Below are 22,861 nucleotides of genomic sequence, written 5' to 3'. Positions count from 1 at the left end.
TGCGGGCGCGTGGATTGAAACATGCAACATGATCTGTCTCCTGGAACACCTAACGCACGTCGCGCCCCTTGCGGGCGCGTGGATTGAAACTCCAGTATTCAAGATGCCTTCCCTGGCGATGTGTCGTCGCGCCCCTTGCGGGCGCGTGGATTGAAACAGCACAAGGTGGCCCGCATCCTGGCCGGGAACGGTCGCGCCCCTTGCGGGCGCGTGGATTGAAACGCGTAAATCTCCCGGGCCTCGGACTGGGTGAGCGGTCGCGCCCCTTGCGGGCGCGTGGATTGAAACAGCTCCACCCCCCGGATGCGCTCATCGCTGGCGATCGTCGCGCCCCTTGCGGGCGCGTGGATTGAAACTAAGAAAGTCCCTGGAACCTCAATACGACTCCGAGGTCGCGCCCCTTGCGGGCGCGTGGATTGAAACCATATCTGCAGGGACACCAAAGGCGCTCCCCACAGTCGCGCCCCTTGCGGGCGCGTGGATTGAAACGTCTGAATTGGTATTTCCGACCCATTCACCTTTACGGTGGCGGCCATACCTAATGCTTCGGTGCTGCTATCCCCACTGACGACCCAGGAAGCGGTGCTGTCATCGCGTATTGAAGGCACCCAGGCCACCATGGGTGAGGGGTGTTGGAGTTCGAGGCGGCTAGAGGCGATGGCTGACGTGGACCCGATCGCCAAGCGCTGGCTCCACCGGTAGCCAGGTGTCAAACTGGGCAGTTCGGGCCTGGCGATTGATGCGCACCGGCACCCAGAGGCCAAACTGTGCCGGCCTTGCCTGACGATGGATGGGCATCGGGTGGGTATCGGTTTCGGCCAGCAGTTGACCCTCCTGGGAATACACCTCGATATGAATGGCCCCGGGGATGTCCCTGGGGCCACCGATTCCATGGGTGATGGAACCTTTCACTTGTAGGCCTTTTCCTCCTTGTATGACCTGAACGGGACCGAACGCGTAATCCGTTGAGTCGATGGTTTCCACTTCCAGCGCGGTGTTTGAACCCTGCTCGGGCTGCAAGCTGCATGCCGACAACAGTGTGGCGAGGATGAAGCCGGTCAAAGCGGGGAACAACCAGTGTCTGCCTTTCATGTGTATGGACCTCTTGTGGGGATGCATGATGGGTATTTTAGACATTCACCACACGCGTGAAGGGTGTGTGGATCGATCTGCGCGGGTGGATTAACGGACCTAAAGACGCCCTTGGTCCATGACCGGTACGCGCCAGTGATGAATGCCGCTGCCGGAAAAGTCCTTGCCAAGATCGTCCAGTACCGATTGGCTGGCTTCAGGGGGCAGGTGGATGAGTAACAGGGTCTTCGCCGTGTAACCCGCCACCTGTTCCGCCACCGTCATGGAGTGTTCCGATGAACCATGTCCGGCCGCGGGCACACTGGTAAAGCCAGGGACATCGGGGCGATCCAGCAGCCATTCCGTGACCAGATCGGCGGTCTGGGGGGGCATGACCAGATAGAGCAACTGATACGTCATCTTGGATATCCTCAGGAAGGCAAAGGTTCGGTCTTGACCGGTGTGAAACCAAAGCGCCGATACAGGATGGGCAGCAGAATCAGGGTCAACAGGGTGGCCGATGCCAGGCCGCCGATCACCACGATGGCCAGAGGGCGCTGGATCTCGGAGCCCGGGCCGGTGGCAAACAGCAGGGGCACCAGACCCAGTGCCGCGATGCTGGCCGTCATCAGGACGGGCCGCAGGCGTCGATGTGCACCTTCCACCACCACGTCCATGAGCTGTCCCTGGGCTCGCAGTTGGTTGAAATAGGTCACCATGACCACGCCATTGAGTACGGCGATTCCCAGCAGGGCGATGAAACCCACCGAAGCCGGGACCGAGAGGTATTCCCCGGTGATGGCCAGGGCAAATATCCCGCCAATCATGGCAAAGGGGACGTTGGATAACACCAGCAGAGCCTGGCGCACCGAGCGGAAGGTGGAAAACAGCACCAGGAAGATCAATCCCAGGGCCATGGGTATCACCAGGGCCAGCCGGGCGGATGCTCGTTGCTGATTCTCGAACTCACCTCCCCACTCCAGGCGGTAGCCGCTGGGTAAATCCACCTCCTGTGCTACGGTTTGCCGGGCTTCTTCAACAAAGCCCACCAGATCGCGTCCCTCCACGTTGGCCATGGCCACAGCATAGGCCTGGCCGTTTTCCCGTGTCAGCGCCACATGCCCTTCCGTGACGTCAATGCTGGCCAGGTTAGTCAATGGCACGGACTGCCCGTTGGGCAGGGTGACCTGCAGGGCCTCCAAACGGGCGGGTGACTGGCGCATTGCCTCAGCTCCACGGATCACCAGCGGCACGCGTCGCCCTTCTTCAAACACATGGCCGATGGGCCATCCTTCCAATTGTGTTCTGAGCAGCGCGGACAACGTGTCGGCATCGATGCCTAGCCGGCCGGCCTCCATCCGGTCAATGGTGATATTCAGGTACTGAGCCCCTTCATTGCGCGTGGTATAAACGTCCCTGGCTCCTGGCAAGGACTGCATCGCAGTGACTACTTCTGCGGCGATGCGGTTGAGTTGTCCTGGATCGGGGCCCAGAACTTTTACCGCCAGATCTCCCCGGACGCCTGTGAGCATTTCCGACACGCGCATCTCAATGGGCTGGGTAAAGGCGTAACCCACACCGGGAAACTGTTCCAGCACCTCACGGATGCCGTCAATCAGGGCCCCGCGGTCTTCAAAGCGCCATTCGGAGCGGGGGGCCAGGACCAGGAAACTATCGGTCTGATTGAGCACCATGGGGTCCAGTCCCAGTTCGTCGGAGCCGGTCCGGGCAACGATGCCCCGTATCTCCGGGATCTGTTCCAGCAAGGCCGACTGGATTCGTTGGTCCAGGGCCAGGGACTCGTCCAGGGTGATGGAGGGCAGCTTTTCCAGCTGCACGATCAGATCCCCTTCATTCATGGTGGGCATGAAGGTCTTGCCCACCAGGCCAAAAACGCCCGCCGCGGCCACCAGCAGCAACCCGGCAATGGCCACCACCACCTTTTCATGGCGCATGGCCAGTCCCAGCATGGGCATGTAAAAGCTGCTGAGCTGACGGGACAACCAGGGTTCACGATGGGCACCCTTGCCCAGCAGGAACGAGGACAGCATGGGGATGACTGTCAGTGAGAGCATTAACGAAGACGCCAGGGCAAAGATGATGGTCAGGGCAACGGGCTTGAACAGCTTGCCCTCCAGCCCCTGCAGGGTGAGCAGGGGCAGAAACACAATGATGATGATCAGGATGCCCGAGACCATGGGCACGGCGACTTCCCGGGTGGCTCGGTAAATCAGATTCAGCCTGGGGAGGCGCCCACTGGAACCATGGGACAGCCGTGTGACGATGTTTTCCACCACGACCACCGCGGCATCCACCAGAATGCCGATGGCAATGGCCAGCCCCCCCAGTGACATGAGATTGGCGGAAAGCCCAAACTGCCGCATCAGTATGAAAGTGCCCATGGCGGCCAGTGGCAGGATAAGTGCCACGGTGAGCGCCGCACGGAGGTTGCCAAGAAACAGGACCAGCAGAATCAGGACCAGCACCGTGGCTTCGATGAGGGCCTTGGAGACCGTATGCACGGCACGGTTCACCAGCATGCTCCGGTCATAGAAGGGCTCTATTCGCACGCCTTCAGGTAGGGTGGGTTCAAGTTCTGCCAACCTGGCTTTGACACCTTCCACCACGGTCTGGGCATCGGCCCCTCGCAGACCCAGGACCAGCCCCTGTACAGTCTCTCCCTCACCGTTATGGGTGACGGCACCATAGCGACTGAGTGCCGCCAGACGCACGTTTGCCACGTCACTCACCCGCAGAGGCTGATGAGGGTCCGGGACGACGACGATGGCAGCCAGGTCTTCCAGGGTCTTGATGGCACCCTCGCTGCGGACCAGCAGGGTTTCCTCTCCGGCATCCAGGCGCCCCGCACCGTCATTGCGATTATTGGCGCTGATGGCGGCCTGTAGCGTATTCAGACCGATCCCATGGGCTGCCATGCGAGCCTGATCCGGCACGACCTCAAAAGTGGTGACAAATCCGCCCAGAGAATTGACCTCGGCCACGCCGGGGACGGATCGGAGTGCGGGTCGGATGGTCCAGTCCAGCAGTTCCCGACGTTGCGCTAGCGACAGGTCCTGCCCTTCGACGGTGAACATGAACATCTCCCCCAGCGGAGTGGTCATGGGCGCAATGCCACCTTCGATGCCCTCGGGCAGGTTATCCCAGGCCGAGTTCAGGCGTTCAGCCACTTGCTGGCGTGCCCAATAGATATCGGTACCCTCTGCAAAATCCACGGTGATGTCTGTCAGCCCATACTTGGCAATGGAACGCATCATGGTCTGACGAGGGATGCCGAGTATCTCTACTTCGACAAGACTGGTAATCCGGGTGGCGATCTCTTCCGGCGTCATCCCCGGCGCCTTGATGATGATCTTTACCTGGGTGGTGGAAACATCGGGAAAGGCATCGATGGGCGTGTCCTGAAAGGCTCGCCAGCCGGCGCCCATGAGGATCAGCACCGCCAGGCAGACCAGCAGGCGCTGGCTGAGCGAGAATTTTATCAAACGTGTCAGCATGTCAATTACTCACCCAGCCAGATGGACTTCATTGCCGCAACACCTCGCGTTGCGACACGGTTGGAAGACTGCAGTGCTGCGCGCACCACCACGGTTTGGTCTTCCTGTGCCACCACCTGTACGGGCAGGGGGAGGAATGCGTTATCCGCATCCACGAGGATCCAGGTCTCGTTGTCATGGCGGACCAGCGCCGTGGCAGGGAGGCGCCAGTGCCCCGGTTCCAGCGGCTGGGCCAGCTGGACTTCCAGAAACTGCCCGGGGCGCAATTGCTCCGAGACATCATGGATTTGTGCCCGGAGCAAGATGCCCTGATCCTTTTCATGCACCATGCTGCCAATGGCAATGACTTGGCCTTGCAGCCCCTGGGTCGGGAGCAGGACCGAGGTGTCCAGGGTGACTGTGTCCAGTTGCGTCAAGGGGACATGGGTTTCCACCCACAAGGGATTCAGTTCGGCCAGACGGTAGAGGGGCTCGGCAGTGTCCACGGACTGACCGGTTTCCACCAACTGCTTGATGATGGTGCCGGCGATGGGTGCGTGTACCTGAAGGCTGCCACTCAGTTGCCGGGTTCGTGCCAATTGCCTTAAATCATCTTCACTCAGGCCAGCCAGAGAGAGCTGTTGCCTGAACTGATCCTCCTGATTGTTCAACTCCCGTTGCCGGGACTGGGTTTCCAGCAGCCGACGTTGGGGAATCAATCCTTCGCGAAACAGGGTCTGATCTCTTGTCAGTGCCTGCCGGGCCAGCTCCAGCTGGTTCAGTGCATCCAGGTACTGGCGCTGCGTATCCACCAGCTCAGGGCTCCTGATTTCGGCCAGCAGGTCGCCACTGGACACGTGTTGGCCCTCTGCCACTGCCAGGTGTTCAATGACGCCGCTCTGGCGGGCGGTGATCACTCGCAGCTGCGCCGTGGGTATGGTCACCACGCCGGGATAGCGCCCGCTGAGGGAATGGTCGGCTGCCGCGGGGCTCGCCCACTCCACCCCCAAGGCTTGTGCCTGGGTTTCTGTCAACGTGAGTGGAGGTTGATCCGCTGCGGTGGCCTGGCCGCCGAGCAGGGCGGTCAGGAGCAAAAGAAACAGGGTGTATTTCATTTGGGTATGACTCCCAGAGCCTGATTGAGACGCGCCTGGGCACGACCCAGTTCGATACGACGCTGTTCAAGATCCAGTGCGCTGCTACGGGCCAGCGTCTGGGTTCGCAAGAGTTGCACCAGGTCGGTTTCACCCAGATCAAAGGCGCGTTGCGCCATGTGCAGGGCATCCTGGGCCAGGGTTTGTCGACGCGTTGCCAGGTTCAGGGCCTCTTCGGCCCCCTGATGGTCCAGACGGGCCGATATCAACGCCTGCTCGGTGGTCAGCCGCGCCTGCTGGAGTGCCACATCCTGTTCGGTCTGGGTCCGCACCGCCGAGGCGATGGCGGGTGCGGACTGACCGGCCAGTCCAAAGGGCAGGGTCAGTGAAATCTGCACGGCATCGTGGCTGTTCGCGCCGCTGAACTCCCGGGTATTTCGGCCCCCTACGCCCAATATCGGAGTCCCGGCCCGGGAGCGCCGGGCCTGAATGGTTTCGGCTTGGGCAAGGGCGAGGGCATGTTGCGCTTGCTGTATCCCGGGGTGGTTCGGTGGAAGCTCGGTGGCGGGGACAGGGGGTTCGTATATCGGCTCGGGTAAGGCCGTCTGGCCTGTCAGTTGTCGGTACCCTGCCAGTGCAACCCGATACGCGGACTGAGCATCACTCACGTCGGCCTCTCGATCGGCCACTTCCTGACGGATGGTCAGCAGGTCAAACTGCGCAAGCTCTCCAACGGCGACAAGCCTGGCGACCTTGTTCTCCAGATCCCGGCTGGTCTGTAGTGAAAGCTGCATCTGTTGCAGGGTGGCTTCGGTGAGGGCCACTTCCCACACCTGTTCCCGAACCCGTCCGGCCATGGTCCAATGCTGTCGCAGATCCAGGACGTCCGCCTGATCTCCCAGGGCCTGGGCGACCCCTTGCCGTGCACGGCGCTGGCCCTGCCACCACAAGGGCAGCTCAAGCGTGGCCTCGATCTCGCGGAAGCCCTCATCATCCGTGATCTGGTCGGAGATGTAGTTCAGGTTCAGGGAGGGATCGGCCGCGAGCACACCGCTGCTCTGGCGTCTCACGGCGTCTCCCTGCTGCCTCAGGCTGTTGCTCAGGGCCTGTTCGCCACTACGCACCAGAGCCGCGGAGATCACCTGACCCAGCGTGTCGGCACTGACCGACGGACTCGCCAGGGCCAGGCACATAGGAAGTACAAGGCTCAGGGATGCCCTTTTGAAGCAAGATGGTGTTCTCCTGTACTCCCAGGGTTTAACGTCCATCACGACTGGTCTTCGCGGTCAGTGGTACGCTTGCGGCCGGTGATCATGGCGCGTACCAGGTTCTCTTTTTGGGTCAGACTGCCCAGCAGTACGCCGACCAGATGGATCAAGACCAGGCCCAGGGTGAAGTCGGCCAGGAACTTATGGACTTCTTCCACCGCTTCTTCCACGTCATGACTGACCCCGGCCATCATCCCGGCTAGCGGGCCTGAGGATTCCTCGGCTCCCAGGGTGGCCATACCGCTGACGCTGAGGCCGATGAGGCTGATGAACATCAGCACATAGATCCAGCCCGCCAGGGGATTGTGGCCTTCATGGTATTCAGGTTGTCCACGCAGCAGTCCGCGCACGTGGGCCATGACCTCGCTGGGGGGCCGCACGAAATCCCGGAAGCGGGCATGGGTGCCGCCGATGAAGCCCCAGGGGATGCGGGCCAGGACCAGCACTAGCACCGCGTAGCCCGCCAGTGTGTGTACGTCCATGGCGTCGTCACTGACGGCGTAGGCGATGATGAAGGCGGCGGCCAGGCCCCAGTGGAAGATGCGGATGAAGGGGTCCCAGACCGTGATCTGATGGGAGGTGTTCATGATGTGACTGCCCTCATGTCTGTGAGTGTGAGGGCAGTGTGGCGCGGCAAGCTTAAACCAGGCTTAATCTGTCCGGCGGCAGTCAGATATTCGGTTAGATCGGGGGAGGGGCATCGCCATTGTTGACATTGGGCAAGATCGTGCTGAGTGATACGGCGGTTGGGTCGATCCCATCTTGCGGTGCAGCGAGAGGGGCACTATGGTGATCGATTCATCTCCTCCCCAGAGTGCTGTCATGCGGCTACCTTTCATCCTTGTGCTTACCCTGTGCGCTCTGCCTGCCATGGCCCAGACCCCGGAACCTCCGCCCGATTACCGCCAATGGGTGGAGATGCCTGAGCTTCAGCGTGAATTGCTGCGGGAAGAAATGCAGGAACATCTGATCGCCTACCAACGTATCCTGGATCACCTCGCCCGTGGCGAGATCTCGGAAGCAGGAGAGATGGCAGAACAGACCATGGGCGTCAGCACCATGGGCAAGCACCGCTCCGCAACCCGCGGCCTGGGTGGCCCTGGGCGCTACATGCCGGATGGCATGCGTCAGATGGCGTTCGCGATGCACGAATCAGCGACCGAATTCGCCGAGGTTGCACAAGAGGAAGACATGCCCAAAGCACTCAGGGCGCTTCACGAGCTCACCTCTACCTGCGTGGGCTGTCACATGTCGTTTCGCACGCGTTGAGGGGAGAGGGCTATCGACCGGGCTCCAGGGCCAGTAAATACCCCTGGCCACGGCGGGTCTGGATGACATCTGCACCGAGCTTGTCCCGCAGTCGGGAGATGTAGACTTCCAGCACATTGCTATCCCGTTCACTCTCATACTCGTAGAGATGCTCTGCAAGCCGTGTCTTGGACAACACCTGGCCAGGATGACGCAGGAAGTACCGTAGCAGTTTGAATTCGGTGGCAGTCAGTGACAATTCCGTGGGGCCGTCCACCAGCATCTGACGTTGTTCATCCAGGTGCCAGGGGCCCACTCGCAATGTGGTGTCCCTGACCGGTGCCGAGCGGCGCAGCAGGGCCAGAATGCGAGCCAGCAGTTCTTCCACGTGAAAGGGTTTGCCCAGGTAGTCATCGGCCCCCTGCTGCAAGCCTTCCACCCGCTCTCGCCAGCTGTTGCGGGCAGTGAGGATCAGTACCGGGATGGTGATGCCCCTGTCGCGCCAGGCGGCCAGCACCTCCAGGCCAGGCAGGTCAGGCAGTCCCAGGTCGAGGACGATCAGGTCATAGGGCTCAGTCTCACCCAGGTGCCGGCCGTCCACGCCATTCAATGCCAGATCCACCGCCAGCCCTTCTCCGTGCAGGCGGCGTTGCAGGCGTGTGCCCAGTTCTGCGTCGTCTTCAACGATCAGGACTCTCATCAGAGGGCTCCCGAGGGCGGCTTGGAGGATGATGAGTTGGAATGCAGGGAAGCCGGATGAGGCAGGGGCAGGGAGAGTGTGACCCGCAGCCCGCCCAGGTCAGGTGAGGCGTCGTAGGTGATTTGGCCTTCATACTGGTCAACCACGTCCTGCACAATGCCCAGCCCCAAGCCATGCCCGTCTCCCCGTTCGTCCAGGGGGCGACCTTGACGCCCAAGCAACGGCATGCCTTCCGGGGGGATGCCGGGGCCGTCGTCTTCAATGATGACCTTCAGGGTGTGACCATGAGCGACGCGCAGTTCCACCCGAACCTGAGAAGCCGCCCAGCGGCAGGCGTTATCCAGTAGGTTGCCAAAGATCTCCAGCATGTCGTCCGCATCCAGAGGCCATGTGCCGGCGGGTACCTGCAGATGCACTGTCACCCGGTGCTGGTGGATCCGGTGCAGGGCCTCCACCAGGCCTGTCAGTTCCTTTCGGGCATTGAAGCCGGGCCCGGGGTGATCCCGTCCGGCCAGGCTCGCGCGACGCATTTCCCGCTCCACCGTCTCGTTCATGGCGTGCAGTTGTTGCCTTAGGGTTCTGGCGGCGTTGTCGTCGCCTTGAACTGACATGTCATCCGCCAACTGGGAGAGGACCGCCAGGGGGGTCTTCAGGGCATGGCTCACATTGCCCAGGGCGCGGCGGCTGCGGTTCAGGCGCAGGCCGTGGTGGTGGACAAGCCGGTTCACTGCTTTGAGCATGGGGGCGATCTCCCGGGGGGCGGGCAGTTCCACCGGCACGGCTTCTCCGGTCTCCAGGCGGCGGCAGGCGTCCACCGCGGCATCCAGGGGGCGGAGGGCGCGGTGGATGACCAGAAATTGCAGCAATAATGCCAATCCCAGGGCCGGCAGGGTGATGGCCATGAAACGCCCCTCCAGTTCGTCCACGGCGGCCTTCATTGGTCCCAATTCCTGGGCAACCGAGATCACCACAGCCTCATCCTCGATGCGGTAGCCACGGCTGAGCATCAGCAGTGGCTGGTCGCCAGGGCCCTGAATGCGGGTGATCCACTGCTCACCCTCCGGAACGTCGGGGGATTCCAGGTCCTCATCCCAGAGGGAGCGGGAGCGCACCACCGATCCAGGTGACTCAATCCGAAAGTAGTGTCCTGAGAGTGGGGTACTGTAGATGATGCCCAGGGTACGATTGAAGGCGGCGGGACCCTCCTCGCTATCCAGTAGGTGCACATACAGGGTGTCGGCATCATGGTCCAGCCGGTCCACCAGATAGCCGTCCACCAGGACACGGGATAGCGCCTGCAACCCCAGGCCCTGGGCAATGAGCAGCGCCAGCAGACAGGAACCCGCCAGCAGGCTCAGTCGGAATTTAAGGGAGTTCATGCCACGTGCTCAAAAAGCGCCGCGCCCGCTCATGAGCGGGCGCGGCAGAGAAAAGACAGCGGGTTTTTAATGGTCTCGTGCCGTTTGCGCTCAGCGATCGATTTCCCGTTCGATCAGACTGGCGTCACGTGCATCCAGATAGAGCTCGTGGCGCACGCCGTCTGCGTCGAGAATCTTCAGTTCGTAGACATGTCGGCCGTCTTCCCTTTCCAGTTCAGCCTCCACGAAGTGCCCAGGCACGATCTCTCTGGCATGTTTGAGGATCTCTTCCATGGGCATGATCTCCCCGGCGGATCGCAAACGCAGGATCTCGTCGTGTTCCATGCGATCCCCGGATAGAGCCAGGCCGGGGGTGATCAGGGCAAGGCACAGGAGGGGGGTGATCAATGATTGTCTATTCATGGGGGTAGACCTTTTCATGTGAATGGAAGGGCAGTGTGCCACCGTAAGCTGAAATCAACCTTAAAAGCCATGTACCGTGCCGCCCGCATGCATGGGCAGCCAGAATAGCCTACCGACCGGGTCAACTGATGGGCCGACTGGATGCCGGCTGGGACTCTGACAGTCCCCTCCCGCTTCTGGCATGGCTTCAGCCAGATTTGGGAATTTACCTGTTCTGGATCATTATTCTGGCACTTGTCGTAGGGTAGTGTTCACCCTGACATGCGTGATGGCGTTGAGCCAGCGCGGTATTTGCCAATAAGGCTCATTTGGAGGGTATGTAAATGGTTGGTGAAACGAAAGGTTCGCTCTCGGGGCTCAATGAAGAAGAGGCCATGGAATTTCATGGTGTCTTCATGTCCAGCATGATGGGCTTCCTGGCGGTTGCCGCTGTGGCCCACGTTCTGGCCTGGATGTGGCGTCCCTGGGGTGTGGCTTGGTAAGACTTCTCGCCTGAACGGCGAATCAAGTCCCAAGCAGTACCTCAGACGTAGCAATATAAGCAGTTTCTTTCCGATATAGGAGATTTCAATATGTGGCGTACTTGGCTGCTGTTCGATCCGCGCAGAGCGCTGGTTGCCCTGTTTGCATTCCTGGCCGTGCTGGCTCTTCTGATCCATTTCATCCTGCTGAGCACCGAGCGCTTTAACTGGATGCACACGGCCTCTCTGGCCGAGACCACCGAGCAGGTGGTGGCTCAGGCGTAAAAAGACAAGTCAATCCTTGTCTTGAAATGTCTGATGCCCACGCGACCGGGCGGGATGGCATACCCCATGCCTCCCGGTCGGTCGCGTGGGCAATGTACTGACCTGAGTGTTGTATGGGCAACACCATCAATAGCCTGCAGGAACTGCTGGAAAAAATAGGCGAAATCGAAGCCCACGACGGTATCGTTTCCCTCCAGAGCGTGTTGCAGAAAATTGGCCGTCGTTCGTTTGGCCCGCTGCTCCTGGTGGCCGGGCTCGTCACTGTTGCCCCACTGATCGGCGACATTCCTGGCGTGCCGACATTGATGGGGTTGCTGGTGCTACTGACTGCGGGGCAATTGCTGCTGGGCCGGCAGCGTTTCTGGCTGCCACGGTTCATACTGGAGCGCTCAGTTCCCGACAGCACCTTGCGCAAGGTGCTGGACCGCCTGCAAAGGCCTGCCAGGTTTCTGGATCGGTTGTTCCGACCACGACTCATGCTGCTGAGCACCGGTCCCGGTGTTTACCTGATTGCTGTTGCCTGTCTCTTGATTGCGGTGATCATGCCGTTTCTCGAAGCCATTCCATTCAGCGCCAACGGCGCCGCAGCAGCACTCATTGCCTTCGGGCTCTCCCTGATCGCTCGTGACGGTATCCTGGCGCTGTTTGCCCTGCTGGTCACGGGCATGATATTCAGCCTGGTGATCTATCAGTTCGCCTTCACATGATCCCGCTTGTCGGGGCCCGATGCCTGGATCGACGAGAGCAAGCGCGATGAGCTGGATGGGGAGATCGGCATCAAAGGGCCAGCAATACCTCGGACAAGTGCGCCGACTCCGATGACTTTGCCCCACCGGTCATTATCCCCGAGGGTGCCAAGAGCGGGCCCGCTATGGCGAGCAGGTGATGGCCACCTTGGCCGGTGAACTTACCCGTACCTACGGGCGGGGTTGGTCGAAGCGCAATCTGGCCAATATGTGCCTGTTTGCTCAGTGCTCTCCCAGAGTCGAGATGGTGCAGACGCTGTCTGCACAATTGAGCTGGAGCTCGGTGCGGGTTTTACCTCCGGGCCGTGGAAGGCGCCCTCAGTGAGTGGGCTGATGTGCGGACAGGTTCCGGTTCTGGACTCCCGCGTTTGCCAGGCACTTGCCCATTGATTGCGTTTATATGTTGATGCAATCAATGAGGTCTTGGGAGTGAAAAGATGGCAAACGTGACCATAAGAAATTTGCCAGATGAGGTACACCGTGCGATTCGCGTGCAGGCCGCCCATCACGGCCGCAGCACCGAGGCGGAAATACGCGCCATTCTGGAAGCCGCAGCGCGGCCGCCCGAGCGCGTCAAACTCGGTTCCATGCTGGTATCCATCGCCCGCGAGGCAGGTGAAATGACCGATGCCGAAGTCGAGCACCTCAACCAGCTCCGCGACAAGACGCCGGTCGAACCGATGGGTTTCGGATGATCGTCCTGGATACCAACGTCATTTCGGAGTTGTGGAGGGTCGAGCCGGATCCCAGCGTGCTGGCCTGGATCGACGCACAGACAGTGGAAACGCTCTATCTTTCGGTCATCACTGTGGCCGAACTGCGCTATGGTCTTGCCACGATGCCAGAGGGCAGGCGCCGCACGATCTACCAGGAGCGTCTGGAGCATGAGGTGTTGCCGATCTTTGGGGACCGCGTACTGCCCTTTGATCTGGCTGCTTCTCAAGCCCATGCTGACTTGATGGCACGGGCGAGGGCAGGAGGGAAGGCGATTGGCCAGGCAGATGGCTATATCGCCGCCACAGCCGCTGCTCACGGCTTGATGGTCGCAACACGGGACCTCAGTCCTTTCGATGCGGCTCACCTGAAAACCATCAATCCATGGGAGGCATCGTCCTGAGCATCCGCTCTCGGCGATGCTGAGCAGTTGACAGGGAGCAACGAAGACATGGCCACTCAAAGAAAGCCTTCTTTGGATCCGGAAACCCTGTTGGAAGAGATCCTCATCGATGCGTATGGCGACGATGAGCAGCTCTGTGCGTTGCATGCAGGGATCGAGGATGGCCTGGATCTGCCGATGGATGTGCACGTCATTGGTGAGCCCCTCTCGCTCATCGCCATCGACTATGATGGCAATGCAAGGCGGGGGCTGATGGCTCGGTGCCGTGGCGCAGACGGGACCGAGCATCGAGTCGCCTTGGCCGATATCCAGCTTGCCCCTGACGCCGCCGGCTATGCGTATCTGGCTGCTTATTGCTGTTGGCTCGGTGTGCAGCCGGCCAGCCCCCGACCACGGCGCGCTGCAGGGAGGAGGGGCCGGCACCACACGGCGGGCGAAGAAGAGATCGATCTGGCGAAGCCCGTGGATCTTATCGTGCTTGCGGTGAAACAACGGGCGGCGCGCTGTCGGCTCATCGGGAGCGGACGGGTGATCACCCTGCGCACGGCATCTCTGTGGGGCATCGTGCCCGGCCAGGTGATCACGGTGCAGGCAAACAAGCATTGGCGCTTCAACGGACACCCCTACCTGTCCGGGCAGATCACCTCCAGCCGCCTCGATGCGCTCGCGCTAGGACTCACCCCGCTTGCCTTGAACGCGTTTGGGGCCTGGGATCCCGCCGATGCGTACGGGGTCGAGGTCGACGAACCCGTCGAGGAGTGGGCCAGGCCGATGATCGCGCGGGGACCCCGGCCGATGTTCGAGATGGAGCAGGTGCTGCCGGGCCACAATCCAGATGATTTCGACTCGGACCCAATCCTTGAAGCGAATGACCTCAAGGAGGCTGGCGATACGGAAGCAGCGCAGGACATTCTCACCCGGCTGCTTGAGGCCGATCTGCGCTGCCTTGATGCCCATGCACATCTGGGCAACCTGTTTTTCCAGACCCGCCCTGACTGGGCGATCAACCACTACGAGGTCGGTGTTCGCATCGGCGAGCTGTCACTGGGCCCAGATTTTGACGGTGTGCTTGCCTGGAGCCTCATCGACAACCTGCCCTTCCTGCGCTGCATGCAGGGCTATGGGCTGTGCCTCTGGCGGTTGCAGCGCTGGGAGGAGGCTGAGCACGTGTTTGAGCGCATCCTGCTGATGAACCCGCTGGACAACCAGGGGATCCGTTTCCTCCTGCCGGCCGTGCGGGGGCACGAGGCATGGGTGGATGATGAAGACTGAGAACTGACTGAGCGGCCCATGACCCGGAAGAAAACCACGACCTCCACCAAGGCCTCCACACGCCGACCCATGGCCGACAAGGTCATCAAGAAGATGCGCAGTCACGTGGGCGCCAAGGTCGTCGACCTCAGCGCCGTCATGGAAGGCAAAAAGAACGCCCAGGCTCTGCAGAAAACAGTCGCGAGTGCTGAGGATCTGGCTGACCTCCATCCCGCTCACGCGATCTACGTGTACGCCCAAAACCAGGCCTCGGTGATGGCCGAACAGCTCACCATGCTGCCTGAGATGGACCGCTTGACCCGGCTCATCGGCAAGGCCGAGGAAGATTACATGCCGGGTGGCCCACCGATGAGTCCGCTCACCACCTCGTTTTTCACGTGCTGGGCGTTCTTCGACGCCGGTGTCGGTCTGGGCCGGGAGACCCTTGGCACGATCGTCATGGCGGTGGGGAAGACGTTCGGCATGCACGAGGAACTGGTGCGGGTGATCGGTCTGATGCAGGACTCCCGGATGGCGGTGTACGCCCACGAGGGTTTCAGCGATGGCGCCATCGTCCTGCGCGAACTGGTGACCAACCGGATCTGCAAGACCATCTGCCCATCGGGCTATGGTGGTCGGGCAGGGGAACTCTGGTACGCGCGAGTGCTCCCGCCCCCGCATGACGGCATGGATGTACACGTGGTTTTCACCACACCCTACGTCTTGATCGATCCGCCTGAAAGCGAGTGGTTGGCCTATTTTGACCGGACATTGCCGCTGGAAACGCCCGAGAAACGCATTGCCGCCTACGAACGGCATATGAAGTGGGGACCCGCGCGAGATTACTGGACTGAGTTCGTGTTTGAGGCCTACGTCAACCACCGCCAAGATATGATCTTCCTTACGGGCTTGCCGGATGTGCCCGAAAGCCGACCGCATTCCCAGGTAAACACTTGACGCCTCGATAATCGCCGGCGGTTGCTGACCATTACCCCTTGTAACGCCGGATGGCGGTCTTCGCCTACCGGTCCCCATGTGCTACCGGGCAGAGCCGCTATGGTGTGGAAGGCACCCTCTGCCGCGACAGGGAGCGAGCGCCATGACACGGCTTAGCGTTCAACATCTGGCCCAGATCGACCGTGCCCAGGTGGATTTTGGCGATCTCACCTTGTTGGTGGGACCTCAGGCCAGTGGCAAACTGAGTGAAATAAACAGCAGTACAGGCCAGGAATTGGCAATCCTGTAAGGAAGGCAAACAGGCGGAATTTCTCATCGAGCGTTGCTTTCCCTGGCACCTTGTGGAGCGGATCGGTGTGCACTCGCGCGCAGTCTATCAGCAGGCAGTAAATGCATTGCCGGCGGGTGGCCATCGTCCTGTGGTCGAAATCCGACCCGATTGGTATTACTGCAAGGACGAAGAGGTCCGGCCAGGCCGGATGTTTGTCTTCGAGACCGGGCAGTTGACCAACCCGCGCTACCAGCGGGATCGGGACCCGAAGGAGTTGCTGTTCCAGTTTGGCCGTTGCGCCGTGCATTTCGCCGTGGACGACCACGAAGTGCGCATGTGCACCCACCTCAAGGGCAAACATTCCTGGTTCCTTCCGTTCAACAAGGGATACGAGGATGGCGCGGGTAACCCGCCAAATCCGTCAGGGCTGGCCACCAACTACCTGTGGGAGGAAGTGCTCACCAAAGAGTCGGTGACCGATATTCTGGAGAACTACGCCCAGATTGTAGAAGAGAAGGACGATAAGACCGGCAAGAAGCGCTACAAGCAAATCTTCCCGCGCTATCACCAATTGACGGTGGTGCGCCGGCTGTTGGCCGATGCGCAGGAAACCGGCGTGGGCAAGCGCTATCTGGTGCAGCATTCGGCAGGCAGCGGCAAGAGCAACTCTATTGCCTGGCTGGCGCATCAGTTGGTGGGGCTGGAGAAAGACAGCCAGGCGCTATTCGATTCGTTAATCGTTGTGACCGACCGGCGCGTGCTCGACAAGCAGATTCGCGACACCATCAAGCAGTTCGCCCAGGTCTCGGCTACCGTCGGGCATGCGGAGCGCTCGGGTGACCTGCGCGCTTTCCTCTACGGTGGCAAGAAGATCATCATCACGACGGTGCAGAAGTTCCCCTTCATCCTCGACGAGATTGGCGACGAACACCGCCAGCGCAAGTTCGCCATCGTCATTGACGAGGCGCATTCGAGCCAGGGTGGCAGGACCAGCTCGGCGATGAATCAAATTCTCGAAGAGCGGCCCGAGGGTCAGGAAGAGGAAGAGACCCTCGAAGACCAGATCAACCGGCTTATGGAAGGCCGCAAGATGGTCACCAATGCCAGCTATTTCGCCTTTACGGCCACGCCGAAGAACAAGACACTGGAGATTTTTGGCGAACCCGACCCACAGCCGGACGGGACGGTGAAGCACTATCCCTTTCACAGCTACACCATGAAGCAGGCCATCCAGGAAGGCTTCATCCTGGATGTGCTCAAGATTTACACGCCGGTGGAAAGCTATTACCGGCTGGCCAAGACGGTGGAGGATGACCCCGAGTTTGATGCCCAGCGGGCCCAGAAGAAGCTGCGGCGCTATGTGGAGTCCCACCACCATGCCATTCGCGAGAAAGCCGAGATCATGGTGGACCACTTCCACGAACAGGTGATCGGCCACCGCAAGATTGGCGGCAAGGCCAGGGCGATGGTGATTACCAACGGTATCGAACGGGCCATTCAGTATTTCCACGCCTTTCAGGGCTATCTCAGGGAACGAAAAAGTCCCTATGGACCCATTGTCGCTTTCTCCGGTGAGCATGAGTACGGTGGCAGGAAGGTCACCGAAGCCAGTCTCAACGGATTCCCCAGTAGCCAGATTCCGGACAAGGTCCAGCAGGACCCCTACCGTTTCCTGATCGTGGCCGACAAGTACCAGACGGGCTACGACGAACCGCTCCTGCATACGATGTATGTTGACAAGGCGCTTTCCGGCATCAAGGCGGTGCAAACCCTTTCGCGGCTCAATCGCGCCCATCCGCAGAAGCACGATACCTTCGTGCTGGATTTCTACAACGACTCGGAGATCATCCAGAAATCGTTCGAGCCCTACTACCGTACCACCATCCTCAGTGACGAAACCGACCCAAACAAGTTGCACGATCTTAAGTCCGATCTGGACGCCTGTCAGATCTACATGCCGGAACAAATAGATGATCTTGTTGGGCGCTATTTGAGCGGAGCGGACCGGGATCAGCTCGACCCTATTGTTGTTTCCCACCCCCAATCGCTGATCACTGCCTGATCCGACGTGGATTATTGGACCGTTCATAGGGAGGAAGTGGTGGCAGAGGGGGAGTCGGGGATGGAGCGGGACATTTATGACCAGCCGACCACCTGTCTGTCAGGGGGGGCGACTGCCTGATCTTGCTGAGCCACCCGGTAAACGCCGCGGCGCACCTGTTCAAGGTGACCCTGGCGCCTGAGTTGAGCCAGTCGCTGCGGGAGGTTGTGGGTCGGTAGGCCTTCCCGGGTTGCCAGTTCACGGATGTCCGCCAAGGTCATCTCCGGGGCCTGAGCGATGATCTGCAACCACTGCTCGACTTGGGGGCGCTGGGTGGATCGGCCCTGGAGTGGGCTGCCCTTGGGCAGGCGTGCGCCAAGCTCGAGGAGTTTGCCGTCCAGATGGGCCAGTTCCGCCCGCTGGGCTTCCTGCAGACGTCGCTGAGCCTCTCGGTGACTGCTTAGCATTTCCCGACGTTCGGCCTTGAGTGCCAAGAATTGTTCGCGGCGGGTGGCTTCCTGCTGTTCGTATTCTTCGCGCGCCTTTTGCTCTGCCAGTTCGTAGATTTGCTGGGCGGTGAGGTGATTCAGGGTGTGTGTCATGGATGGATCGTCTGGTGTCGTCTTGATATCGAAAGGTGAATGGGGACGTTCCAGGTCATCAGGCCGCCCCTGCCGGGCCGTCATTGGCCGGATACCGGTCCAGGCATCGGCAGGCCGGTCACTCCGGACCCGGCGGCAGGCTGCTGTGAAGCGTATGGGGCGGGGTGGATCACGATACCGGGGGTGAATGCCGTGACGTGATCCGTGTGCTGGCCGTTTCGGGAGATTCCGACGACAGCGGTGCGACATGTTAGCGCAAGACGTGGGCTCACCGTAAATCCTTTTTGGCTTCAGAATGGAGCCAGTCAAGCGCCGCGCTGGCGCGCAGTCCTTTGGGATAGGGCCCTTCCCCTTCATGGCCCCTTCCATTACTGCCCTTGATCCCTTTTGGGCCCTTTCGCGTTCGCTGTCAGGGTGTCCACAGAATCCGTGGATAAGGTTGTGGATAATTCCTGGAAGAACGTCTGCTGGGCTTGCGGTGCGAAGGCCACGGAACAGATTGGACACTTTTTGACCAGGCCTGGGCGGGTAGGCCGGGGATGGGGCGCCTGCTCCAGGATGTTGCGTGCCAGGGTGTCCTGGCGTTCCTCGACCGTCATGCCCGGGATTGCACCCAGGTCACCACGCGCTGCGTGCGGTTGTTGTCCTCGAGCAGACGCTGTCGTAGGCCATGACTCGCGTCTTCCCACCATTGCTGGCAGGTGGGGATGCCGTGGGGCAGGCTGCCGGAGGTGTCCACCCAGTATTGGTCCGTCTCCCGGCTCATGTCGACCGGGAACCCGGGCACGGGATTGCCGGCATTGGGGCTGTCGTAGCAGCCGGGCAGCTGGCGGTAGACATGGGAGCCGATCCAGTCGGGATCATCGCGGCCCTGATTCGCCAGGATGGGGACGGCTGCGCTGGGTTGTTCGCGCTGGAACTTGGACCGCGCCGGCACGTAGCAGCGGGTGTAGAACTGGTTCACCTCATGGCGCAGGTTGGCATCCTCGATGTAAAGGCTGCGCATGGCCCGCTGATCTCGCGCAACTCATTAGTGGCCGGGAACCCGGTGATGCGCCCACTTCGAACCGTAGGCTCATGGAGCCTCAAGGGCCTTTTCGAGCTTCTCAAACGTCTATTTCGTTTCCGGTGGTGAGGCTGGGGATGTCATCTGCGGTTCAAGACCAGAGTAGAGAGACGCGATACGACAACCGACCCGACGGTGGAATTCGGCGGGTGCCCTGCTGGGGTGGGCCTGTGCCGATGGGATAGAATGGCGCCTTCCTTCCAGAATAGGGATGTCGAGGTGGTGTGGGCTTCATCATGATGCTTGAGCGACGTCAGTGGGCATTCGCCGGCGGCTCGGCTCTTGTCATCCTGGGCATCCTGTTGATGTTCTTGTGGTCCTGGCCTGGCACACCGGGGGCGGCCAGCCATGGCTGGCCGGAGGTCATTGATGTGGCTGGCCAGGAGCGGATGCCGCTGGCGCCCTACAGCGCGGTGTATATGGACACGGCTCGGCGAACCACCCCCGAGGCCTTGCTGGACAAGGATCCGCCCGATTTTGTGGAACTGGATTCACGCTCCTTCAACCAGGGCATATCGCCAGGGGTGCTCTGGGTGGCGTTTGCCTTACAGGAACTGGATGCCCGTCCGCGCCTGCTCTCGCTGGACAACCCCCTGTTCGATTCCGTGATCCTGTTTGCGCAGGAGGAAAGCGGGCAGTGGCAGGAGGTGCCCCGACACCAGGCTGTGGCCTGGGATCAACAACGGCGCCCGGCCTGGCGCCATGTTTTCCACATTGAAGCGGACAGCCCGGCACGTCGCTACCTGCTGAGGGTGGAGACAGGCCAGAACCTGCGTTTCCATGCCGAGATCCAGACCTTTGAGGGGCATCAGGCTCAGGCAACCCGGTTCTGGCTGGTGCAAGGGGGATATCACGGCATCATCCTGGCCCTGGCGGTCTACAACCTGTTCCTGCTCTTCAGTCTGCGGGACGCCAGCTATGCCTGGTACATTGCTTTCATTCTTTCCACCGCGGGTTATTTCTTTTTCCAGCGCGGTGTCCATCTGGAATTTTTCCCCGAATGGGGGAGCCAGACCACCCAGCTCCTGATGTTTCTGTGCGTGGCATTGCTGTCCACGTTTGCGTTGCAGTTCTCCCGACGTTTCCTCCTGATGCGCCGCCGTGATCCGGATTGGGACCGCTGGTTGCGCGCGGCCCTGCCGCTGCCTCTGGCCGGGATTCTGTTGCATGTCTGGCTGGGTACAGCCGGCAGCGTGCTGTTCTTCTCGCTGGTGGCGTTGGCGGTCATCGTACTGGTGGTGGGCGCCAGTCTGCGCGCCTATCGTCTTCACGACTTCCGCCCGGCGCTGTATCTCCTCCTGGCCTGGGCAGCCATGTTTATCGGCGCCTTGCTCTTCGTCCTGGGTGCCCTGGGGATACTGCCCAATAATCTGATCACCTACTATGGCTTTCAGTTGGGATCGGCCCTGGAAACCATGCTGCTGTCACTGGCACTTGCGGATCGTATCCGTGAATTGCAATCGCAACGCAAGGCACTGGCCCGTAGGGGGGACCAACTGGAGCGGGTCACCCTGCTGGATGATCTCACCGGCCTCTACAACCGTCGCCATCTGGACCGCTGCCTGCCGGAATTGGTCGCCCGCGCCCACTCTCTTGGTTCACCGCTTTCGGTGGCTGTGATTGATGCAGACAACTTTAAACAGGTCAATGACGTTCATGGGCATGCGGTGGGTGACCAGGTGCTGATCCGCATGGGGCAGGTCATGGCCGACTCGGTGCGCCGGGGGGACATGGTCTGTCGCTATGGTGGGGAGGAGTTCGTGGTCCTGATGCCGGGTGCAGACGAGACCATGGCCAGGGAGATTGCCGAGCGGCTGCGTCGGGCAGTGGCCAGTCAGCCTCACCTCGTGGGGGAGATGAGCATCGGGCAGACCGTCAGCATTGGACTGGCCACGCTGCAGACCGGAGAGTCCGCGGATTCTCTTTTCCTGCGGGCGGACAAGGCACTGTATGAGGCCAAATCCGGGGGCAAGGATCGCGTGGTGGGGTGAGGCTCGGGCGGGTGGGTTGGTGTAGGCGGTGAGGTGGTCGGGTTGTCTGGATCGATGCTTCCTATGCCGGGAATCGACCCGAGCCGGGTATTGAGTTTGCGCTGGCCAGCGGCCGCAAACCCGCTCGAACCGAACAGGTTACTCCCACCTTTTTTGGCGCAGTGCGGGATGCCTTTTTTATGGCTCCCAATGTGAAACGTCAACAGACCCTAGATTTCCGGGGAGCGTGCCAGCGCCGAGCAGGGGTTGGGCCACCGGACAGATACGTCCAGAAACGGTTGATCTGCGCTTGTCGGCATCGTTTTGATGCTGCAATCGCCTCATATTGATGCGGGGTGGGCTATGATCAGTCAGGCGGAGAAAGAAGAAAGTCGCGTTAGCGTCGCTGGCCGGAAGGCCAGGGCCTATCGCCCATCTGCGGATGCCACTCGTGATGTGGTCAGAAAAAAGCTGGGGAACATTCCGGAAGAGGTATTCTCCAGTCGCAAGATGTTTATCGATGTCTCTCGCAAGGGCATTCCTGGTGATTGGGTTAAAAGTGTGGTGGAGGCCACGGGGCTGCGAGAAGCATTTCTGGGGATTCTGAACATCGATTCTGGCAATCTCAGTCGCGTTTACCGTAGAAAAGCCCTGCCCAAAGAGACTTCTGAGGAGGTGCTGGATGCCGTCCGGTTGCTCCGCCAGGCAGCAGATGTCTGGGAGTCGTATGACCTCGCGATGCAGTGGTTCAAGAGTCCGGTACCGGCTCTGGGTGACGAGCGCCCCCTTGACCTGATCGACACCTTCGAGGGTCGTCGTTGGATTTCGCAGGTATTGAACAAAATCGAGTATGGGGAATTCAGCTGATGCGGATTTTCCGCATCACGAAGGAAAAGTACCTGGAGGTCTATACCGGGTTGGGTGGCAGCTACAAAGACGGGGCTCGCTGGAATCTCCCTGGTACGCCGGTGCTTTATTTTGCATTGTCGGCGCCGGTCGCCATGCTGGAGATGGCGAATTACACGGTAACCCCGAGAATGGTGCCTCCGTCTTATCGCCTTGGAGTGTACGAGATTCCTGACGATACTCCCATTGAGTATCTGGCGCAGGAACATTGGCCTGAGGATTGGGCCCGCTTTCCTCATCCCGAATCCACGCAGAGGCTCGGCGATGAGTGGCTGAGAGAGGGAACGGGCCTGGGCTTGATTGTCCCGAGCTGCGCTGTGTCGGCAGGCCTCGGTGAAATTATGGTTGTCAATCCGCGGCATGAGTTGACCAAGCAGATCAAGCTCGTTGAAGCGCGGAGGGATATTTTCAATCCCAGAGCGTTTCCAGGTCTTGGCGATTAGCGACCCTGAGCGGGCTTCGTAGGTAGTCGAGAAGGGGCTGCAGTCCATTGCAAAGCAGTCTCATCAGCGCGCCCAACTGGACTGGTCGC

25 protein-coding genes, 1 pseudogene and 1 CRISPR repeat array are annotated in these 22,861 nt (G+C 60.6%); of the genes and pseudogenes, 15 read left to right on the top strand and 11 right to left on the bottom strand.

Going from position 1 to position 22,861, the window contains the following annotated elements:
* Positions 1–58: 58 nt before the first annotated feature.
* Positions 59–489: a CRISPR direct-repeat array (repeat unit 32 nt; unit sequence GTCGCGCCCCTTGCGGGCGCGTGGATTGAAAC).
* Between the two features lie 36 nt (positions 490–525).
* Positions 526–702: a Fic/DOC family N-terminal domain-containing protein gene (locus LPW29_RS15775; RefSeq protein WP_370642837.1), complete on the top strand. Its 177-nt coding sequence runs from the start codon at positions 526–528 to the stop codon at positions 700–702.
* Here the strand turns inward: LPW29_RS15775 and LPW29_RS12310 are convergent.
* The 6 genes from LPW29_RS12310 to LPW29_RS12285 all read right to left on the bottom strand — a co-directional run bounded on the left by LPW29_RS12310 (position 649) and on the right by LPW29_RS12285 (position 7,514).
* Entirely contained in the window at positions 649–1,092 is a 444-nt protein-coding gene (locus tag LPW29_RS12310) for a hypothetical protein (protein ID WP_238628260.1), read from the bottom strand. The two genes, LPW29_RS15775 and LPW29_RS12310, sit on opposite strands and share 54 nt — an antisense overlap.
* 99 nt (positions 1,093–1,191) lie before the next feature.
* On the bottom strand, positions 1,192–1,491 hold the full coding sequence (locus LPW29_RS12305; RefSeq protein ID WP_090250276.1) for a DUF3240 family protein: 300 nt from the start codon (positions 1,489–1,491) through the stop codon (positions 1,192–1,194).
* 11 nt (positions 1,492–1,502) lie between these two features.
* Positions 1,503–4,586, bottom strand: coding sequence for an efflux RND transporter permease subunit (locus LPW29_RS12300; protein WP_238628259.1), 3,084 nt, complete (start codon positions 4,584–4,586; stop codon positions 1,503–1,505).
* Between the two features lie 5 nt (positions 4,587–4,591).
* The gene (locus LPW29_RS12295; protein WP_238628258.1) at positions 4,592–5,680 is read right to left on the bottom strand and encodes an efflux RND transporter periplasmic adaptor subunit; all 1,089 of its coding nucleotides are present in this window, start codon (positions 5,678–5,680) and stop codon (positions 4,592–4,594) included.
* The gene (locus LPW29_RS12290; protein ID WP_238628257.1) at positions 5,677–6,852 is read right to left on the bottom strand and encodes a TolC family protein; all 1,176 of its coding nucleotides are present in this window, start codon (positions 6,850–6,852) and stop codon (positions 5,677–5,679) included. The genes LPW29_RS12295 and LPW29_RS12290 overlap by 4 nt, the downstream gene beginning before the upstream one ends.
* A 74-nt stretch (positions 6,853–6,926) precedes the next feature.
* Complete coding sequence (locus LPW29_RS12285) at positions 6,927–7,514, bottom strand: cytochrome b/b6 domain-containing protein (RefSeq protein WP_238628256.1); 588 nt, start codon at positions 7,512–7,514, stop codon at positions 6,927–6,929.
* A gap of 235 nt (positions 7,515–7,749) precedes the next feature.
* On the opposite strand from LPW29_RS12285, the gene LPW29_RS12280 reads away from it, so the two are divergent.
* Entirely contained in the window at positions 7,750–8,196 is a 447-nt protein-coding gene (locus LPW29_RS12280; protein ID WP_238628255.1) for a cytochrome c, read from the top strand.
* Positions 8,197–8,206: 10 nt separating this feature from the next.
* Here LPW29_RS12280 and LPW29_RS12275 read toward each other — a convergent pair whose 3' ends face one another.
* The 3 genes from LPW29_RS12275 to LPW29_RS12265 all read right to left on the bottom strand — a co-directional run bounded on the left by LPW29_RS12275 (position 8,207) and on the right by LPW29_RS12265 (position 10,656).
* Positions 8,207–8,875: a response regulator transcription factor gene (locus LPW29_RS12275; protein ID WP_238628254.1), complete on the bottom strand. Its 669-nt coding sequence runs from the start codon at positions 8,873–8,875 to the stop codon at positions 8,207–8,209.
* Positions 8,875–10,254 (bottom strand): sensor histidine kinase, encoded by a 1,380-nt coding sequence (locus LPW29_RS12270; RefSeq protein ID WP_238628253.1) that lies wholly within the window; start codon positions 10,252–10,254, stop codon positions 8,875–8,877. The genes LPW29_RS12275 and LPW29_RS12270 overlap by 1 nt, the downstream gene beginning before the upstream one ends.
* A 90-nt stretch (positions 10,255–10,344) precedes the next feature.
* Positions 10,345–10,656, bottom strand: coding sequence for a PepSY domain-containing protein (locus LPW29_RS12265; RefSeq protein ID WP_238628252.1), 312 nt, complete (start codon positions 10,654–10,656; stop codon positions 10,345–10,347).
* 323 nt (positions 10,657–10,979) lie between these two features.
* On the opposite strand from LPW29_RS12265, the gene pufB reads away from it, so the two are divergent.
* From pufB to LPW29_RS12220, 10 genes and pseudogenes are all read left to right on the top strand, one after another.
* On the top strand, positions 10,980–11,138 hold the full coding sequence (gene pufB, locus LPW29_RS12260; RefSeq protein ID WP_090250296.1) for a light-harvesting antenna LH1, beta subunit: 159 nt from the start codon (positions 10,980–10,982) through the stop codon (positions 11,136–11,138).
* 90 nt (positions 11,139–11,228) lie between these two features.
* Positions 11,229–11,402 carry a light-harvesting antenna LH1, alpha subunit gene (gene pufA, locus LPW29_RS12255; protein WP_238628251.1) on the top strand — a complete coding sequence of 58 codons (174 nt, stop codon included), beginning with the start codon at positions 11,229–11,231 and terminating at the stop codon, positions 11,400–11,402.
* 113 nt (positions 11,403–11,515) lie between these two features.
* Positions 11,516–12,109 (top strand): exopolysaccharide biosynthesis protein, encoded by a 594-nt coding sequence (locus LPW29_RS12250; protein ID WP_238628250.1) that lies wholly within the window; start codon positions 11,516–11,518, stop codon positions 12,107–12,109.
* Positions 12,110–12,269: 160 nt separating this feature from the next.
* Positions 12,270–12,473: pseudogene (locus LPW29_RS15770) on the top strand (DUF1016 N-terminal domain-containing protein); the annotation flags it as partial.
* A 112-nt stretch (positions 12,474–12,585) separates the two neighbouring features.
* Positions 12,586–12,843, top strand: a complete 258-nt coding sequence (locus LPW29_RS12245) for a FitA-like ribbon-helix-helix domain-containing protein (protein WP_238628249.1) — start codon at positions 12,586–12,588, stop codon at positions 12,841–12,843.
* On the top strand, positions 12,840–13,265 hold the full coding sequence (locus tag LPW29_RS12240) for a type II toxin-antitoxin system VapC family toxin (protein ID WP_238628248.1): 426 nt from the start codon (positions 12,840–12,842) through the stop codon (positions 13,263–13,265). Before LPW29_RS12245 ends, LPW29_RS12240 begins: the two co-directional genes overlap by 4 nt.
* A gap of 48 nt (positions 13,266–13,313) precedes the next feature.
* A complete protein-coding gene (locus LPW29_RS12235) occupies positions 13,314–14,537 on the top strand; it encodes a cytoplasmic protein (RefSeq protein ID WP_238628247.1) in 1,224 nt (407 codons plus the stop codon).
* Between the two features lie 18 nt (positions 14,538–14,555).
* Positions 14,556–15,473 carry a hypothetical protein gene (locus LPW29_RS12230; protein WP_238628246.1) on the top strand — a complete coding sequence of 306 codons (918 nt, stop codon included), beginning with the start codon at positions 14,556–14,558 and terminating at the stop codon, positions 15,471–15,473.
* 142 nt (positions 15,474–15,615) lie between these two features.
* Positions 15,616–15,762: a hypothetical protein gene (locus LPW29_RS12225; protein ID WP_238628245.1), complete on the top strand. Its 147-nt coding sequence runs from the start codon at positions 15,616–15,618 to the stop codon at positions 15,760–15,762.
* Positions 15,763–15,787: 25 nt separating this feature from the next.
* Positions 15,788–17,806 carry a DarT ssDNA thymidine ADP-ribosyltransferase family protein gene (locus tag LPW29_RS12220; RefSeq protein ID WP_238628261.1) on the top strand — a complete coding sequence of 673 codons (2,019 nt, stop codon included), beginning with the start codon at positions 15,788–15,790 and terminating at the stop codon, positions 17,804–17,806.
* A 74-nt stretch (positions 17,807–17,880) separates the two neighbouring features.
* Here LPW29_RS12220 and LPW29_RS12215 read toward each other — a convergent pair whose 3' ends face one another.
* Positions 17,881–18,387 (bottom strand): type IV toxin-antitoxin system AbiEi family antitoxin domain-containing protein, encoded by a 507-nt coding sequence (locus tag LPW29_RS12215; RefSeq protein ID WP_238628244.1) that lies wholly within the window; start codon positions 18,385–18,387, stop codon positions 17,881–17,883.
* Between the two features lie 595 nt (positions 18,388–18,982).
* On the bottom strand, positions 18,983–19,393 hold the full coding sequence (locus tag LPW29_RS12210) for a conjugal transfer protein TraG N-terminal domain-containing protein (RefSeq protein ID WP_238628243.1): 411 nt from the start codon (positions 19,391–19,393) through the stop codon (positions 18,983–18,985).
* Between the two features lie 296 nt (positions 19,394–19,689).
* On the opposite strand from LPW29_RS12210, the gene LPW29_RS12205 reads away from it, so the two are divergent.
* The 3 genes from LPW29_RS12205 (at position 19,690) to LPW29_RS12195 (ending at position 22,772) form a co-directional block, all read left to right on the top strand.
* Positions 19,690–21,444 carry a sensor domain-containing diguanylate cyclase gene (locus tag LPW29_RS12205; RefSeq protein WP_238628242.1) on the top strand — a complete coding sequence of 585 codons (1,755 nt, stop codon included), beginning with the start codon at positions 19,690–19,692 and terminating at the stop codon, positions 21,442–21,444.
* 342 nt (positions 21,445–21,786) lie between these two features.
* The gene (locus LPW29_RS12200) at positions 21,787–22,290 is read left to right on the top strand and encodes an antitoxin Xre/MbcA/ParS toxin-binding domain-containing protein (protein WP_238628241.1); all 504 of its coding nucleotides are present in this window, start codon (positions 21,787–21,789) and stop codon (positions 22,288–22,290) included.
* Positions 22,290–22,772, top strand: a complete 483-nt coding sequence (locus LPW29_RS12195; protein WP_238628240.1) for an RES family NAD+ phosphorylase — start codon at positions 22,290–22,292, stop codon at positions 22,770–22,772. Before LPW29_RS12200 ends, LPW29_RS12195 begins: the two co-directional genes overlap by 1 nt.
* Positions 22,773–22,861 lie beyond the last annotated feature (89 nt).

It is taken from the genome of Ectothiorhodospira sp. 9100 (assembly GCF_022227565.1).
In the GTDB taxonomy this organism is placed as follows: domain Bacteria; phylum Pseudomonadota; class Gammaproteobacteria; order Ectothiorhodospirales; family Ectothiorhodospiraceae; genus Ectothiorhodospira; species Ectothiorhodospira marina.
Note: the sequence above shows the minus strand (reverse complement) of the source record. Positions and strands in the feature narration are given on the sequence as shown.